Below are 16,435 nucleotides of genomic sequence, written 5' to 3' on the forward strand. Positions count from 1 at the left end.
TTATAAACATTTGTTCTTAAAAGAGTTTTCGATGTAATCCTGCTTAAAAATAAAACTTGATTCGTTTTTTCGTATTATGTATATTGCATTTCAAAGACATATTCATGACAAGTTAATTGTTTTTAATATTGGATTAACAGTTCCCGTGAAAAAATCAAAATAACGTTTTCAATGGAGTTGACATGTTAGCTGCACTTTGGTCGCGTATGTGGGACATGCACCACGAGACGAAAGCACTCGTGTTCTTCAGTCCCAAGGCAATGATTATGAAGATGAAACAGGCTTCAGTCCATTCACATTCCAATGAAGAGGATGTTGATATTGCTGACGAGATGTCGGCGTCTCCTGCCGAGACTTCGGGAAGGGTACACCCCACGCCGGGCGGTATGAAAAAACATGAATCCGGCGGATATACACGCAGGCAGATGATGGGGCTTTTCCTCGGACCGATACTGTTTGTTCTTGTGCTTGTCCTTCCGGCACCCGCAGGAATGAGTGCTGCGGCGCAGAAGATGGCGGCGATCACATTTCTTATGGCGACATGGTGGATGTGCGAATCACTGCCTATTCCGGCAACCAGCCTTCTTCCCATTCCGCTGTTTCCGGCGCTTGGACTTCTGCCTACTGCGAAGTCCACGACACCCTACGCAAACCACCTGATATTCCTTTTCATGGGGGGGTTCATCATAGCCCTTTCCATGCAGAAATGGAACCTGCACAGACGTATAGCCATGAACATCGTTAAGGTCATCGGCTTTTCACCCAGCAGGATAATCCTTGGTTTCATGGTGGCTACTGCGGCGCTTTCCGCTTTTGTTTCCAACACTGCAACAACAGTTATGATGATGCCAATCGGTCTTGCCATCATCGCACACGTTGCGGAAGAGGGCAGAAAAGAGGGACTTGACAAGGAAATAGATTTTTCTCCTGAAAAATTTGCATTCGGTCTTAACCTTATGCTTGGTATAGCTTATGCCGCTTCTATCGGCGGTATCGCAACGCTCATCGGTACGCCCCCCAACACGGTTCTTGCCGGTTATCTCAATAAGACATACGGATATGAGATAACATTTGCAAGCTGGCTTGTTGTGGGTGTTCCGCTTGTTGTGATATTTTTGCCGCTCTGCTGGCTGTGGCTTACAAAAATTGCAAATCCCATGAAGCTGAAAAAGGTTCCCGGCGGACGCGAGCTTATTGACGCTGAGCTTAAAAAAATGGGTTCTATGAACAAAGGCGAGAGGTATACAGCCATTGTTTTCGGACTGACAGCGCTTTGCTGGATTTTTATTAAGCCTGTGGCGTCCCTTTTCCCTGATCCTTCGATGATCACCGATTCCGCTGTTGCGATGATGGGCGCTCTGTTGCTTTTCCTTATCCCTATCGACCTGAAAAAGAACAGCTTCGTGATGGACTGGCATTGGGCATCTAAGATGCCTTGGGGCGTTCTTATACTTTTCGGCGGCGGTCTTGCCATGGCTGACGGATTTCAGGCGACAGGGCTTGCAGAGTGGATCGGCGGACAGGTTAGTCTGATGCAGAACGCTCCTATTTTTGTTCTGATCATTGCCGTTACAACTCTAATAATTTTCCTTACGGAACTTACATCCAACACAGCCACAGCGGCTATGGTAATGCCTATTCTGTCTGCTGTTGCTATAGGTCTGGGACAGGATCCGCTGCTTCTCACCATTCCGGCAGCGATAGCCGCTTCATGCGCTTTCATGCTGCCAGTGGCAACACCGCCCAACGCGATTGTGTTCGGTTCCGGCTATGTCACAATTCCTCAGATGGTCAAAAGCGGCTTCGGTCTGAACATACTTGGTATAATAATCACAGTGCTTATAGTTTATCTGATAGCTGTTCCGTTGTTCGGTATACAGTTCGGTGTTGTGCCTGACTGGGCGCATATTGTAAAATAACTTTTAACGGGGGAGTTCCGGCTCCCTCTTTTTTTTGTTTGTCATAGCTTGACATTTTTGTTTCAGTCTACTATAGATATATCTCTTTGAAAAAAGAGTACGGGATGTAGCGCAGCTTGGTAGGTTACTCTGTCTTGGGAACAGGTGGTCGCAGGTTCCGCCGCAGGCTGGCAAACTTGTTTTGCCATCAATCTTGTCAACAGGATTTGTTTTTATAAAAGTAAATATTCGGGATGTAGCGCAGCTTGGTAGCGTACCTGTCTTGGGAACAGGTGGTCGCAGGTTCAAATCCTGTCATCCCGATTTGAAAAAAGGGACATAAGCCTTTTGGCTTGTGTCCCTTTTTTATTTGTAGAATGACAGGATTGCCCGAACTTGTTTCGGGCTCAATCATAGCAAATTTAATGTATATTTTCATGCATGACATAAGCCTTTTGGCTTGTGTCCCTTTTTAATTTGCAGGATGGCAGGATTGCCCGAACTTGTTTTGGAATTTTTACATTTCTGATGCATTATTCGTCTCCTTTACAATTTTAACAGAGGTGGGTGTCCGGTTAGTATAACAGGTGTTCTTTTCTTTGTTCGCTTATCTAAATATCTTGTAAATATTCATATTTAATTGTCGTGTCCATGAATTCTCCAAAATTTAAGTGTTTATAAAAAATTAAACACATGTCTTATTGTTAACTTTTTACACGAAAGCATATGAGCGGATGTATAATAGGTTGATGTCTAAGATTATATTTCATGAAATATTTCAGCATCAATGTTTTTGGAATTAACTATGGGTGATATTAGTATTTCTAATAGTTTACTGTTAATTTGAAATTAACAATGATCGTTAATATTTCATAAAATATTTTTATATCTATGTTTGGTATTGTTGTTATATTTTCAAATATGTTTTCTTGTGTCTTAAAATTAACCCTTGAATAAAGGAATAAATGATGTTATCAATCATAGAACAATGTATTATAAAATGAATATAAAAGATGTTAGAAAATTTATAAATTTTATTTTAAAATTTTAACCTGAGTATGGAAAGACTCAAACGGGGGTGACGGTTAAAAAGGTTTCATGGGTTGACCACCCACAGCATCAAAAAATAATGAGGAGGTAATCTATGGAGAAAACTCAAGAACTTTACTGGAAAAAAGTTTTGGGACTGATTCGCAATGTGCTTATCGTGTGGTTTCTCTGTTCATACGGAGCAGGAATAATGTTCGCAGGCGCGCTGGACAAGATCAAACTCGGCGGATATCCTCTTGGGTTCTGGTTTGCACAGCAGGGTTCAATCTATATCTTTGTCGCTCTCATCTTTATCTATGCGAAACTGATGGGCAAGATAGACGAAGAATTTGACGTGGCAGAAGATTAAGGAGGTGCCTATGAGTCTGCAAGCAATGACATATCTTGTTGTCGGTCTGACGTTCGCGCTGTATCTTGGAATTGCGTTCTGGTCGAGAGCCGGCAGCACAAAAGAATTCTACGTCGCTGGCGGCGGCGTTCACCCTGTTATCAACGGTATGGCTACAGGCGCCGACTGGATGTCTGCGGCTTCTTTCATATCCATGGCAGGGATGATAGGTTATATGGGATACGGCGGAGCGCTGTTCCTTATGGGCTGGACAGGAGGCTACGTTCTTCTGGCGATGCTCCTCGCTCCGTATCTCAGGAAATTCGGAAAGTACACTGTGCCGGATTTCTTTAAATCACGCTATTATTCAAACACAGCCACAGTTGTTGCTGTTATTTGTCTTCTGGTTGCCTCAACCACATATATCATCGGTCAGATGACCGGTGTCGGTGTCGCATTTTCCCGTTTCCTTGGTGTTTCCAGTCAGATGGGCGTTATAATCGGTATGGCGATAGTGTTTGTTTATGCGGTTTTCGGCGGCATGAAAGGCATTACCTATACGCAGGTTGCGCAGTATTGCGTTCTTATCCTTGCGTATACCATCCCAGCGATATTCATTTCGCTCCAGCTTACGGGCAATCCCATTCCTCAGCTTGGTCTCGGCGGTCATTATGTCGGTTCCGACATGGCGCTTCTCACGAAGCTTGACCACATAGTGAACGACCTCGGATTCGGCAAGTACACCACTGCCGTTCCCGGAAGCAAGCTGAACATGTTCGTTTACACTGTTTCTCTTATGATAGGTACGGCGGGTCTTCCCCACGTTATCATCCGTTTCTTCACCGTACCGAAGGTTAAGGATGCCCGTTCATCCGCAGGCTGGGCGCTGGTGTTCATCGCCATTCTTTACACAACGGCTCCCTCCGTTGCGGCTATGGCCCGCCTCAATCTCCATGCCACAATCAACACAGAGGTCAAATCCGGTGGTGATATCTTCGCTCCCGAAGCGAGCATCAGCTATGACACACGTCCCGAGTGGATGAAGCGCTGGGAAGTGACAGGACTTCTGAAGTTTGAGGACAAGAACGGTGACGGACGTATCCAGTATTACAACGACACGTCCAAGAACCCTGAATTCCTTGCGAAGGCTGAAGCGGCCGGCTGGAAAGGCAGCGAGCTTACAGTCAACAACGATATTATGGTTCTTGCCAACCCTGAGATTGCAAAACTCCCCAACTGGGTAATCGCTCTGGTTGCGGCAGGCGGTCTTGCTGCGGCTCTTTCAACGGCTGCCGGTCTGCTCCTTGCCATTGCATCGGCAATCTCGCATGACCTTCTTAAAAACATGCTGATGAAAGACCTTTCAGAGAAGGGCGAACTTATGGCAGGACGTATCGCCATGGCGTGTGCGATTGTTGTTGCAGGCTATCTTGGTATGTATCCGCCGGACTTTGCGGCGGGAACAGTGGCGATTGCCTTCGGTTTGGCGGCATCGTCAATATTCCCTGCTCTTATGATGGGTATTTTCAGCAAAACCATGAACAAACAGGGCGCCATCGCGGGTATGATTGCCGGTCTGGGATTCACAATGATATATGTGTTTGCCCACACAGGTATATTCTATATTCAGGGAACTGAATACTGGCAGATATTCGGCAAGAAGGACTTCTTCTTCGGTATATCTCCCAACGCAATCGGAGCCATCGGTGCAGTGGTCAACTTTGCGGTAGCATTTGCCGTAAAAAACATGACGACACCTGTGCCGGATCACATAGCGGCTATGGTTGAAAGTGTCCGTATCCCCAAGGGTGCTGGCGGCGCAGTAGATCATTAACAATAATATCCCCGCCGGAGTTTTTCGGCGGGGAACCTTTAAAGTATTAAGGAGTTGCAGATGGTTTTGGATGTAAGTGTAGTTTTAACATGGATACTTTTTCTTGCTCTTTTTCCCGTTTGTTTCTTCTGGACACGAAGGGCTTACCGTATTTTTATCAAAAAAGATTACTCAGAGGTGGCGCTCAAACGCGGAGAGTTGCCTAAAAACCCTAAGAAATGGGCGCCTTTCACCGGTTTTATTAACCTTGCCGGAGGGCTTGCCGCCGCATGGGCTATAGTTGGTGTTCTTTTTCTTGGCTACCCTTATGAAACATGGTCGGCTCTTGCGGGAAGCACCATCTGGTCGAAAATATTCGCCGATTTCATACTTAGGCAGCAGGCGCATCCATTTGTTTTCGGCAGGAAAAAGAAAGAGGCAGCAGCTGAATTACAGTGACTATTCCTCAACTCCCCAGATAAATCTGCAGCAAAAAAAGTCCTCGAAAGGGGACTTTTTTTGTTAAACTTAAACAATACCATTAGGCATGCCCATATGCCATTGCATAGAATCAATCGGGGTGACAGATGTCCGATGTTAAAAATTTAAACAAATATTCACCTTTTGACCGGATTCCTGAAGATGCCGTCGCAGATATCATAAGCGCATCTAAGGTTGTTCAGTTTCCGGCGGGTACCATTATTTTTACTCAGACGGACAAGCCGTCAGGTTATTTGTATTTTATAGGCAGCGGAAAAATAGATATCATCGTGGAGACGCCGGAGGGCGTGGAGATGGTAGTCGATACGAGGTCACAGGGCGGCTATTTCGGATGGACGCCTGTGTTCACCAACGACGGATACACAGCAGGCGCGCGTGCGGCGGAGGATTCCGCATGTCTGCTCATCCCACAGAAGCAAGTGCTTGAGAATGCGAGAAAGTATCCCGACATTTCCAATTACTTTAACAAAGCTATCTTTTCTCAGGTTCGCAAACTTTATAAAGAAATGGTCGAGCGCAATTCAATGGATCCCGCAGCGCAGATGGAGGCTTATCCTTTTCAAAAGCGTCTCAGCGAGATAATGTCCAGACCCGTTATGACGTGTATGGTTGACGATAGCGTGCAGAAGGTCGCAGTTAAGATGACGGAAGAGGGTATTGCGGCGCTTGTAGTTACGAACAGGGAAGGGCTCATGGAAGGCATAATCACCGAACGCGATCTGGTGCGCAAAGTGCTGGCACGGGATGTGCAGAACCATTCCGCTCTGCCAGTTTCGGATGTAATGACGCATAATCCGTATTTTATGACACCGGAAACTTATATGTACGAAGCGGCTACGTTCATGTTTCGCCACGGTATAAGGCATCTTCCGGTGCTGGCAGGTGACGAGATAGCCGGAATAGTTTCAATTCAGGATCTCATGCGGTTCCGCAGTCAGAAATCCATGCTCCTTGTGGGCGGAGCCAACGAGGCGGAAACTGTGGCGGAGCTGGCGGAAGTTTACAAGGCTATCGTCAAAGTTGCGCGGGTTCTTCTGATAGAGAATCGTTCTCACGTTGAGACAATGGAGATACTCTCCTATGTCCACCACAGCGTGATACGCCGCTGTTTCGAGATAGTTAAGCGTTCAATGCTGGATGATGGATACGTTATGCCGGATATCCGCTGGTGTTTCCTTATCATGGGGAGCGGCGGGCGGAAGGAGATGCTTCTGGGACCTGATCAGGATAACGGATTTCTGTACGAGGATTATCCCGAAGAGCTTAACGAAGCTGTGGACAAGTTCTTTGTGCCGTTTTCTGAAAAACTTGTGATGGCACTGGCGGAGGTGGGATATCATCTCTGTAACGGTAAGGTGATGGTCAACAATCCAGCATGGCGCGGAAGGCTGCGTGAATGGCGGGAGCGGGTGACTCGCTGGATTCAGGTGCCTGAACCTCAAAGAGTAAGATATTCGTCCATATTTTTCGATTTCATGCCCATTGCAGGTGACAGTTCGCTTTGTTTCGACTTGCGTGAGACAGTGAGTAAACTTATCAAGGCGAATCCGCTGTTCCTGTATCAGATGATGGAGCTTGACTATAAACATAAGGTGCCGCTTGGTCTGCTGGACAGATTCATAACCCATAAAACCGGTGAGCATAAAGGACTTTTGTCGCTGAAAGAGAACGGAAGTATTTTTATAGTGGACTGTGTGCGTATGTATATGCTGGAACAGGGAATTCATGGCGTAAGCACCATAGACAGACTTGACAGGCTCGAAGAGCTTGGAAAATTCAACAAGGCGACTGCGGATCACGTTAAGGCTGCGTTTGAATCGTTCACATATCTGCGCCTGCAAAATGAAATCAAGTGCATAGACAGCGGACTTGCACCTAGTCATTTCCTTGATCCCGACAGTTTGACAGAGCAGGAGGCGGAGCTTCTGAAAGAAGCGTTCAAAGCGGCAGGAAAGTTACAGGATTCCACGCGGAGATATTTTTCTAAAATCATAGGCAGATAATAAAAAAGCCTCCGTTGCCGGAGGCTTTAGAGTTGTTGACAAAGTCATAATTTCCATTTTTCTCCCTCCTTTAGCAAAAACATTCGATTTCGTTATGCGAATGTTTCTATTCGACGATTAATTGAATGTAGACTCATTCAACCTGCGGTTAGTGTACAGAGCTTCTGTAAAGAAGGGCTGGGGTGGATTTGATTGATGTTTAATCAAAATCCCCCTTAATCCCCCTTTTCTAAAGGGGGAGATAGAAACGTAAAATCTAGTTTGTCATCAGTTTGAAGCCTCCTTTGTCAGAGGTTTTTTGTTTATATTTTGAATTCCTTTATGAGAGCGTTGAGACCTTCCGCCTGCTTTTGCAGGTCGTTCACAGTGTTCGTTATCTCTGTGACCGCTGTTGTGCTTTCGTCTATTCCAGATGCCAGCACCTGAAAACTGTCGTTAATGTTCTGTATTGCTGAAACCTGCTCTTTCACAGCCACTTCTATGCTGTTGTTGGTTTTGTTCAGTTCGTTTATCGTTTCGGTTATTTCCGAGAATGACACGCCTGTTTCCTTTGCCGCTTTGAAGACGTTTTCTACCGTATGAGAAGCCTGTTCCATGTCGGTTGAGGCGTATTTCGTATCGTTCACCAGTGTATTGATGATGGAACTTATGCCTTGTATCGCTTGTTGGGTCTTTTCCGCCAGCTTCCTTACTTCGTCAGCAACAACTGCGAACCCGCGTCCTGCTTCGCCCGCTCTGGCTGCCTCAATGGCGGCGTTCAGCGCAAGCAGGTTAGTCTGGTCTGCGATATCGTTGATAACGACAAGGATGTTTCCTATCTCTGCGGAGGAGTTGGAAAGACCTGTTATGGTTTGCGCCAGTTTTTTAGTGTCATGCTCTATTGTATTTATATTCTCCAGCAGGATGTTAAGTTTTTCCGTTCCGTTGTTGGCGGAGTTGAGTGTTTTCTTGTTTATGCCGGCTGAAAGTTCAATGTTGGATATGACATGCTCGGATGATGCGGACATCTCTTCCATGGCTCCGGCAGCGGCAGTCATCTGTTCCGACTGGGAAACGAAGGTTGATGAAAGTTCTTCGGCAGCGGCAGAAAGCTGTGTGTTGCCGGATGTGACGCTGTGAGAGCTTTCTGTCACGGTTATTATGATGTTGTAAACCTTCTTTTTAAAGCTTTCAAGCAGTTGGGTGATTGTTGTGATCTCACAGTTGCTCTGTTTTGCGCTGTCCGTTTTCAGATTTGCAAATATCAGCAGTTCTTTTGTTGTTGTGTTCAGCTTGTTAATCAGTGAAATGATGTTCATCAGAAGTCCTGTTAAAATTGCAGTGAGCAAAGCGGCAACGGCAATTATCACAGTCAGGTTCATAATCATGTTCATTTTTTGTTTTGAGGTTATTTCCGCCGAAAAATCGTCAATAACCTTGTCTATAGTGGTTTCAAGGTCGTGCGCAGCTTCGCGCATCTTGCCCTGTACTCCGTCGGACGACTGGAGACCGAATTCTGTTTCCGCCTGAACAAGTTTTGTGAAGTCATTTTTGTAACTCTCTGTCAAACTGATCATTTCAGATTTCGTGGCGGGATCGGAAACGTTTGATTTTACAGAGTTTATAAGAACCTCGAAGTCTTTGTTAAAAGAATCCAGATATTTTGCTTTGCGGCGAAGCATGAAGTCTTTTTCGTGCCGTCTGAGCATAAGCATATTTTTTGTTACTTCTGTGAGTCCCAGTTTTTTTGAAAAATCTTCAACTTTGTGGACTCTTTCGCGCAGGCTTCCGTAATATCCCTTTTCCTCATCGAGACCTATATTCTTTTTCAGTTCTACCATACCGGCGAAATCTGTTTTGTAATCGGTCAGATGGTTATTAATATCTGCCAAAGAGGTATTTTCAGAGTTTTTTGCCATCAATTCTTCAAGTTTATCTTTGAGCACCTGAGCGTGTATGTCAAATTCGGTCGCGTATTGCAGATCATTGCGCATCATGAAATCTTTTTCACTTTTTCTCAGAGAGAGCATCTCAGTTTTTATCTCAAGGGCAGCTTCTTTGTCTTTAAAGAGAGCTGTCAGTTTGTTTGAGCTTGCGATGGTGCTGATAATAATAAGTATCAGACCGGAAAAAACTGTTATTCCTAATAAAATTATCTTTTTTTTCAAAGACATGTTGACCGTCATTGTGCTTCTCCTTGTGTTTATAAGCAATAAATTACTATTTTTCGATAATGTGTATGATTTATGATATTGCAAATATTTAAAAAAGAAAGTGTGATATGGAAGAAAATAAACAAAAATTTGTAAACTTAATCATTCTTATATTAAAACAAGAAAGCCTGCGAATCGGTTTCGCAGGCTTATGACAGTTATTTCAATGTGAAACTGACGGATAGAACTATTGTAATTTCCTCCGTCGGTACAGGGAGCGGGGCAGCGTCCAGCACAGCATCTCTCGCGGCATCGTCCAGAATTGTATAGCCGCTTGATTTGTATACTGTAATTTTTTCAACTGATCCGTTTTTAAGTATTCTGAAACGAAGGTCTGTGACCCCTTTTAGTCCCATCATTTTTGCCTGTCTGGGATAGATCAGTTTTCCGTATATGCTTTTTCTCAGAGCGTCCAGATTTATCTTCATATAATTTGAAGCCGCGTTGCCTCCGGTGCTTTTTACGGGTGCGGATTCCTGCGCTGTTTCCTCTGAGGGTTTGCCGACGTATCCTGTGCCTGAGAATGGTTCCGGTTTACCGCTTTCCGGTACCGCTACAGGCACATATTCTTTCATTCCGGTATCACTTACAAGTTTCGGCTCGGACATTTCTACCGGAGCCTGAACCTTTTCAGGTACAACTGGCGGAGCAACTACCTTCTCAATCTTCTTCTGAGGAGGGAGTGTTTTGGGTTTCGGTGGTTTCGATTCCTCTTTTTTCGGTAAAACTGTCTTTTTTGGTTCTTCAACAACGGGTTTGATTTCCGGTTTTTCAAACGTAAACGCTGAAATATCAACAGTTCTGGTATTATCTTTGATATGACCCAGATTTTTTACACCAAAAATGAAAACACCAAAAACCAGTAAATGAATAGAAAGAGAAACAAAAAAACCTTTCAGATAATTCATTTATCTTTCCGTTTGAATACTGACTTTTGAGAATCCCCCGTTTTTGAGTACCTCAACGGCAGAAACAAAAGGCTGAACAGTTGCATCCTTGTCCGCACTTATGAGAATGGGAGTGTTTTTGTCCTTGCCATCAAGCGCGGCGGGCAGATCTTCGAGACTGACCTTCTTTCCCTCAAGATAGATGGTTCCGTCCGCTGTCATATCCAGCGTCATGGTTTCCGCCGTCGAAGGATTTTCCGCATCAGCATTGGGCAGATTTACAGGAATTACCCCTCTCACCAGAAAGTTTGCAGTTACCAGAACAATCGTGATGAGAACCAGCATTATGTCAACCAGCGGGATGACATTAATTTCAACAAAACTATCCTTCATTGCTTATATCCCATCTTGTGAGCATTTTTTTTGTGGTTCCGGAGAGAGCGTTGTAAAGCACGACAGCAATTATCGCGACAACAAGCCCGACGGCAGTTGCCTTGAGAGCCAGCGAAAGGTTTACCATTATTCTTCCGGTGTCGATTTTTGTGGATGTTCCTACATTGTAAAATGTCATCATGATTCCCAGAACAGTTCCCAGAAGTCCTATATATGGTGAGTTGCTGGCAACCGTGCCTATGAAAGGCAGGTTTTTCTGAAGGTCGAGTTCAAGCTCTTTTCTGGATTTGTAACTGTCCGTTTTGACGCTTCTGAAAAAAAGGATACGCTCAACCGAGAGCATGACGACAACGAAGCACAGAACGATCAGAAAGCCGATTATTCCGTAGTCTACCAAATTATTTACCCATTCCATTACGTTCCCCCTTGGTAATTATAGCTTCTGAACAATCAAGGTTCCTTTTAGCATAAATCGCGTTATATTTGAAGATGTATATCGCTATTATTTTGATGATTTGCTTATTCATGAATAAATTTTATAGCTGTCCGGTATGTTGGAAAAAACGGATAGATATAAAACACCTCCTCGGGTATTATCCGGATAGGTGGTAATTGATGGAAAGTGAAGACAATAAGATAATCCTTTATCCTGCCGGAGCCGGTGGGCGGGACGCAGCAGATATATTTAGCTTTTACGGATTTGATACGGAGCTTATGGACGATAATTCCCATGCTGAAGGGATTTTGAGTTTTGAAGAGGGTATAAAAGCCGCGAAAAACAAAAACACGGCAATTGTTGTTAACAGTGACAAATACGGTGTTGAACTGTATGAAAAAGTTGCAAGAGCGGGTATTTCCAAGGTATTTCATTACAAAGACTATCTTAAGAAAATGCTTAACGGCAGATTAAAGAAAATTGCAGGCAATACCGATGGTGCGAAAACTGTTGCAATTTTTTGCCCGAACTCTAAAAAACCGCTGGGGGACATCCCTGAACACCTTTCCGGAAAGGGTGTAAAAACGGTTTTCCTTACGCATATCCGCAAAGACTATGAAAGCGGATTTTATAATGGTGGCGCCTTACTTATCAATCCGGCGCACATCACCATGCTGGAAGGGATAGACCTTATGATTATGACCGACGGAGTACCTGTTCCGGTCAATACAAAGAGCCTGTTCATACACCACGCTCTTGACTATTCATCAGCGTTGAGCCTTAATTCAGATAGTTCGGTGTCACTCGAAACATATTACAAAGCAGAATTCGATTTTTCAGAATTCAATTTTGCTTCCTGTCGATCGACATTTGAACTCACAAAAAAACTTACCTCTATCGTTAAGGAATATTACGGAGATAAAAGGGAAAGATGCATAATACCCGGCGGCTATCCAAGTTTTGATCAGAATTTGGCTAAATTTAAGGAAATGTCAAAGGAAACGGTCAGGAGGGATACTATACTGTATGCACCCACTCCTGATTATGTCAGAAAAGAGGATATCGTCAAATTTACCGGAGCCAATACGTCTTTTCCCAGCTATAGCAAGGATATTATTGAAGCTCTTCTGGAAAATTTCCCTGAGTACAGGGTTGTTTTCAGAATCCACCCGCTGCACAATAAAAATCCGCATATTGACAGTATTTTAAACGGCATTAATAACAATAACTTTGTATATGATGACGGTTCCGGATCATACATGGAAACCTTTTCCAGAAGCACATTTTTGGTATCAGACATCTCATCTGTTGCTTATAATTTTCCTCTGACTACTCTCAGACCCACGATTTTTTTCAATCCGGTTGACTTCCCGTCTGTGGTTAGAGCTGCAGATACGGAACTGAAGCTCAGTTTTGTAGAACACAGGGAACGGGTCGGGCATGTTGCGAAAAATATAGATGAGATGCTTTTCTGTGCGAAGAAAATTCTTGAAACCCCTGATGACGTGATTCAGTCAGGGTTGAAAAACTTCCGCGACGAATTCATGTTCAACATAGGCAAATCTGCCGAGTATCTTGCTGACAATATTGAGTATATTATCGAAGGGAAAAAACATCCTGATTGGTGTTACATATGAAAGCTAAATGCCGGATTTACCTAATGATAAGCTTGGTAAAACCGATCTGAATATAGATTATAATTAAAAATATCACCAAGCGTAATGAGGGATTTATGGCTAATCTTGTCGAAAAAAACTGGGATTATACTCATCAGGCGGCGTATTACTGTTACAGACCGAACTATTCTCCAAAACTGCTTGATGTTCTTAAATTTTATATTGGCGAAAGCGTAAAGAATGTCGCCGACATAGGCGCGGGGACAGGAAACCTGACTGTAATGCTCCTTGAAAGAGGTTATAAGGTCAATGCTGTTGAACCCAACGACGCAATGCGTGAGGAGGGTATAAAAAGAACCGTCGGTCAGGACGTTGTGTGGAGGAAGGCAAACGGAACAGTAACAGGTTTAGAGGATAAATCTGTGGACTGGGTTACATTCGGAAGCAGCTTTAATGTAATGGACAGGGATATTGCGTTGGCTGAATCCCACAGAATTCTTAAAGACGGCGGTTGCTTTTCCTGTATGTGGAACCACAGAGATCTTAACGATAAAACGCAGGAAATCGCAGAAAATATTATCATTAAATATGTTCCTGAATATTCCAGAGGTGTCCGGCGGGAAGACCAGAGACCTGTCATAGAAAAAAACAGTCATCTTTTCAGTGATATTTTTTATATTGAACATGACTTCTGGTTCGAGCAGACGAAAGAGAACTATATCAATGCATGGCGCAGTGTCAGGAACCAATATTGGGATATGGATACGGAAGGGGGAAGAAAACTGTTCGGAGAAATAAGCACCGAAATGATGAATAGCCTGCCCGACGTCTTTAAGATAAAATATACATCAAGGTGCTGGACAGCCCAAAAAAGATAAGATTAAAAAGAGGACCTCTATCAAATTACGTCTGTAATTTATTTATAATTGTTGAAAATTTATTTGGCATGTTTTGATATTACCGTCAATTTTTTCTTACTATGATAGTTGAGTGTTTTGTGCTTTTAAAACATACAGCCATATAATATTGTATATGACTGTGATGTCAAGAAAATTTGAGTAATTTGGGTTATTAACAATTACAGAATAGTAAGAATCAAATTGAGTGTAGCAAATTATCTGCGTGAGTGGCTGGGAGTGGTCAAATAACAATTCAGTATATAGCATGAGCTATCCCCCTGCTGTGTGTGAGCCGATATTTTTTTTAGATTTTGACAGTTCTTTTTGGTATAAACATAAATTAATACATTTTTTTGTATAGGGAGATTACCTGAAATGAAAAATGAGACGAAATCAATAGAGCCAAATATTGCGGACTTAGCTAATGGGTGGTTAAAGTCTTATAAGTTAGATTATAAATTAGAGCAAGAGTCATTAAATTCTGAAATAGATAAAGCACTTTCCGATTATTTTACAAAAAATGGTGGAGTCGGTGCGAATCGCCCAGATGCTAAGCTACTGCTGAAAGATAAAAACTTAAACTTTTACCCTGTTCTTATAGAGTATAAAGGTTATAAAGATAAACTAGTTAAGTTGGATAATGACGGACAAGTCGAAAATAGAAATGCCAAAAACGAACCCAATTTAAAAAATATTAACTCATACGCCGTTAATGGTGCGGTACACTATGCAAATGCGTTGCTCCATCATACAAGCTACACTGATATTATAGCGATAGGGATGACGGGATATAAAGACGAGTTTGGAAAAATACAGCATCAAATCGGTGTGTATTATGTATCGAAAAGCAATCTTGGTGCTGGTCAGAAAGTTGGTGATTTTTCAGATTTTTCATTCCTTGCTCCAAAAAACTTTGATGCGTTTATCGAAAAAGTCAAGACTCTGCATTTATCTCAGGAAGAAATTGATAAGTTAAAGGAACAAAGAGAAAAAGAAATTGATGCCAGTCTTGTAAAGCTGAATAATGATATTTATCAGAATGAAAAAGGACTAGGCGAAAACGATCGTGTTTATCTTGTTGCCGCTTCAATTATAGCAACACTTGGGATACCTGGCAAAGTTGCTCCTCTGGAAAAGTCAGACCTGAAATCTTCTACAGAGAAAGGCAATACAGATGGTGAAATAATAGTCAGGAAAATAAAAGCCTTTTTAGATGAAAAAGAAATACCTGCCGAAAAGAAAGATTTTATCCTTAGAACATTACAAAATACGCTGACCACAGAAAATATAAATAAAATTGAGAACGGAGAAAGCCAGCTCAAAAGAGTTTTTACAAAAATAGTAGACGACTTGGGAATATATTACAAAATAGGTTTAACAACTGATTTTACCGGAAAACTGTTTAATGAGATGTACGGATGGCTTGGGTTCAGTCAGGATAAGCTAAACGATGTAGTTCTCACACCGTCATACGTTGCATCGTTTTTGGTGAAATTAGCAAGAGTAAACAAAGATTCATATGTTTGGGATTTTGCCACTGGTTCAGCTGGTTTACTTGTTGCCGCTATGAACGAGATGCTGAAAGATGCGAAAGAGACAATTACTTCTCCCGAACAACTTAATCAAAAGCAAGTTGAAATAAAAGCCAGGCAGCTACTCGGTTTGGAATTACTTCCAAGTGTTTACATGCTGGCTATTCTAAACATGATATTGATGGGAGATGGTAGTTCCAATATTTTAAATAAAGACTCGTTAACGGATTTTGAGGGTAATTATGCATTTGGTAAAACAAATGACAAATTCCCTGCTGATGCTTTTGTGCTTAACCCTCCTTATTCAGCTAAAGGGAACGGAATGAACTTTGTTGAAAAAGCCCTTGGTATGATGAACAGAGGTTATGCGGCAATTATTATTCAAAACTCCGCAGGTTCCGGTAAAGCCAAGGAGTACACAACAAAGATACTGGAAAAGCATACACTTCTGGCAAGTATTAAGATGCCCATAGACTTATTTATAGGCAAATCCAGCGTGCAGACAAATGTGTATGTTTTTAAGGTAAATGAGAAACATCAAAAGGGTGATATAGTAAAGTTTATCGATTTCTCTAATGACGGATACACTAGAACTAACCGAAAAAAAGCAAGCAATAACCTGAGAGATACAGATCGAGCAAAAGAACGCTATGAAGAGGTGGTTGATTTAGTTCGCTTCGGCAGGAGCAAGTTGAGTATTTTTACCGAAAAAGAATATTATGAAGGCACAATCGATCCTAAAAACGGAACAGATTGGAATCAGACCGCTCCGATAGACACTGTACCTACACTTCAGGACTTTAAAAAAACGGTCAGCGATTATCTCGCATGGGAAGTGTCAAATATTTTAAAGTCACAAAACAAAGGTGATAATCTGGGAAAGTAGA

Annotated in this window: 12 protein-coding genes and 1 tRNA gene; 9 read left to right on the top strand and 4 right to left on the bottom strand. The window is 42.7% G+C overall.

Translation table 11 applies throughout. The features are described 5' to 3' along the window. The first annotated feature begins 182 nt into the window (after window positions 1-182). The 6 genes from LRY47_RS06535 to LRY47_RS06560 all read left to right on the top strand — a co-directional run bounded on the left by LRY47_RS06535 (window position 183) and on the right by LRY47_RS06560 (window position 7,593). Window positions 183-1,919 (top strand): DASS family sodium-coupled anion symporter, encoded by a 1,737-nt coding sequence (locus LRY47_RS06535; RefSeq protein ID WP_295223581.1) that lies wholly within the window; start codon window positions 183-185, stop codon window positions 1,917-1,919. Between the two features lie 229 nt (window positions 1,920-2,148). Beyond that, window positions 2,149-2,222 (top strand) — tRNA-Pro (locus tag LRY47_RS06540). An 820-nt stretch (window positions 2,223-3,042) separates the two neighbouring features. Further along, complete coding sequence (locus tag LRY47_RS06545; RefSeq protein ID WP_295223582.1) at window positions 3,043-3,297, top strand: DUF4212 domain-containing protein; 255 nt, start codon at window positions 3,043-3,045, stop codon at window positions 3,295-3,297. Between the two features lie 10 nt (window positions 3,298-3,307). Further along, complete coding sequence (locus LRY47_RS06550) at window positions 3,308-5,110, top strand: sodium:solute symporter family protein (RefSeq protein ID WP_295223583.1); 1,803 nt, start codon at window positions 3,308-3,310, stop codon at window positions 5,108-5,110. 60 nt (window positions 5,111-5,170) lie between these two features. Further along, entirely contained in the window at window positions 5,171-5,548 is a 378-nt protein-coding gene (locus LRY47_RS06555; protein ID WP_295223584.1) for a hypothetical protein, read from the top strand. Between the two features lie 128 nt (window positions 5,549-5,676). Next, window positions 5,677-7,593, top strand: a complete 1,917-nt coding sequence (locus LRY47_RS06560) for a putative nucleotidyltransferase substrate binding domain-containing protein (RefSeq protein ID WP_295223585.1) — start codon at window positions 5,677-5,679, stop codon at window positions 7,591-7,593. A 302-nt stretch (window positions 7,594-7,895) separates the two neighbouring features. On the opposite strand, the gene LRY47_RS06565 is transcribed toward LRY47_RS06560, so the two are convergent. The 4 genes from LRY47_RS06565 to exbB all read right to left on the bottom strand — a co-directional run bounded on the left by LRY47_RS06565 (window position 7,896) and on the right by exbB (window position 11,480). Then, entirely contained in the window at window positions 7,896-9,758 is a 1,863-nt protein-coding gene (locus tag LRY47_RS06565; RefSeq protein WP_295223586.1) for a methyl-accepting chemotaxis protein, read from the bottom strand. Between the two features lie 185 nt (window positions 9,759-9,943). Continuing rightward, window positions 9,944-10,693: a TonB family protein gene (locus LRY47_RS06570; protein WP_295223587.1), complete on the bottom strand. Its 750-nt coding sequence runs from the start codon at window positions 10,691-10,693 to the stop codon at window positions 9,944-9,946. Then, window positions 10,694-11,065 carry a biopolymer transporter ExbD gene (locus LRY47_RS06575; RefSeq protein WP_295223588.1) on the bottom strand — a complete coding sequence of 124 codons (372 nt, stop codon included), beginning with the start codon at window positions 11,063-11,065 and terminating at the stop codon, window positions 10,694-10,696. It lies immediately after the preceding gene. Beyond that, window positions 11,055-11,480, bottom strand: coding sequence for a TonB-system energizer ExbB (gene exbB / locus LRY47_RS06580; protein WP_295223590.1), 426 nt, complete (start codon window positions 11,478-11,480; stop codon window positions 11,055-11,057). The genes LRY47_RS06575 and exbB overlap by 11 nt, the downstream gene beginning before the upstream one ends. A gap of 200 nt (window positions 11,481-11,680) precedes the next feature. Here exbB and LRY47_RS06585 point away from each other — a divergent pair, with 200 nt between their 5' ends. The 3 genes from LRY47_RS06585 (at window position 11,681) to LRY47_RS06595 (ending at window position 16,434) form a co-directional block, all read left to right on the top strand. Beyond that, on the top strand, window positions 11,681-13,138 hold the full coding sequence (locus LRY47_RS06585) for a CDP-glycerol glycerophosphotransferase family protein (RefSeq protein ID WP_295223591.1): 1,458 nt from the start codon (window positions 11,681-11,683) through the stop codon (window positions 13,136-13,138). Window positions 13,139-13,233: 95 nt separating this feature from the next. Then, window positions 13,234-13,995: a class I SAM-dependent methyltransferase gene (locus tag LRY47_RS06590; RefSeq protein ID WP_295223593.1), complete on the top strand. Its 762-nt coding sequence runs from the start codon at window positions 13,234-13,236 to the stop codon at window positions 13,993-13,995. A gap of 396 nt (window positions 13,996-14,391) precedes the next feature. Continuing rightward, window positions 14,392-16,434, top strand: a complete 2,043-nt coding sequence (locus LRY47_RS06595) for an N-6 DNA methylase (protein WP_295223594.1) — start codon at window positions 14,392-14,394, stop codon at window positions 16,432-16,434. Window position 16,435 lies beyond the last annotated feature (1 nt).

Source organism: Seleniivibrio sp. (assembly GCF_021209385.1).
Classification (GTDB): Bacteria; Chrysiogenota; Deferribacteres; order Deferribacterales; family Geovibrionaceae; genus Seleniivibrio.

Excerpts from the sequence above, each read along its gene's own strand:
- LRY47_RS06565 (WP_295223586.1), bottom strand. The coding sequence starts at position 9,758 with ATGACGGTCAACATGTCTTTGAAAAAAAAGATAATTTTATTAGGAATA.
- LRY47_RS06590 (WP_295223593.1), top strand. The coding sequence starts at position 13,234 with ATGGCTAATCTTGTCGAAAAAAACTGGGATTATACTCATCAGGCGGCG.
- LRY47_RS06535 (WP_295223581.1), top strand. The coding sequence starts at position 183 with ATGTTAGCTGCACTTTGGTCGCGTATGTGGGACATGCACCACGAGACG.
- LRY47_RS06545 (WP_295223582.1), top strand. The coding sequence starts at position 3,043 with ATGGAGAAAACTCAAGAACTTTACTGGAAAAAAGTTTTGGGACTGATT.
- LRY47_RS06585 (WP_295223591.1), top strand. The coding sequence starts at position 11,681 with ATGGAAAGTGAAGACAATAAGATAATCCTTTATCCTGCCGGAGCCGGT.
- LRY47_RS06550 (WP_295223583.1), top strand. The coding sequence starts at position 3,308 with ATGAGTCTGCAAGCAATGACATATCTTGTTGTCGGTCTGACGTTCGCG.
- LRY47_RS06555 (WP_295223584.1), top strand. The coding sequence starts at position 5,171 with ATGGTTTTGGATGTAAGTGTAGTTTTAACATGGATACTTTTTCTTGCT.
- LRY47_RS06575 (WP_295223588.1), bottom strand. The coding sequence starts at position 11,065 with ATGAAGGATAGTTTTGTTGAAATTAATGTCATCCCGCTGGTTGACATA.
- LRY47_RS06560 (WP_295223585.1), top strand. The coding sequence starts at position 5,677 with ATGTCCGATGTTAAAAATTTAAACAAATATTCACCTTTTGACCGGATT.
- LRY47_RS06595 (WP_295223594.1), top strand. The coding sequence starts at position 14,392 with ATGAAAAATGAGACGAAATCAATAGAGCCAAATATTGCGGACTTAGCT.
- LRY47_RS06570 (WP_295223587.1), bottom strand. The coding sequence starts at position 10,693 with ATGAATTATCTGAAAGGTTTTTTTGTTTCTCTTTCTATTCATTTACTG.
- exbB (WP_295223590.1), bottom strand. The coding sequence starts at position 11,480 with ATGGAATGGGTAAATAATTTGGTAGACTACGGAATAATCGGCTTTCTG.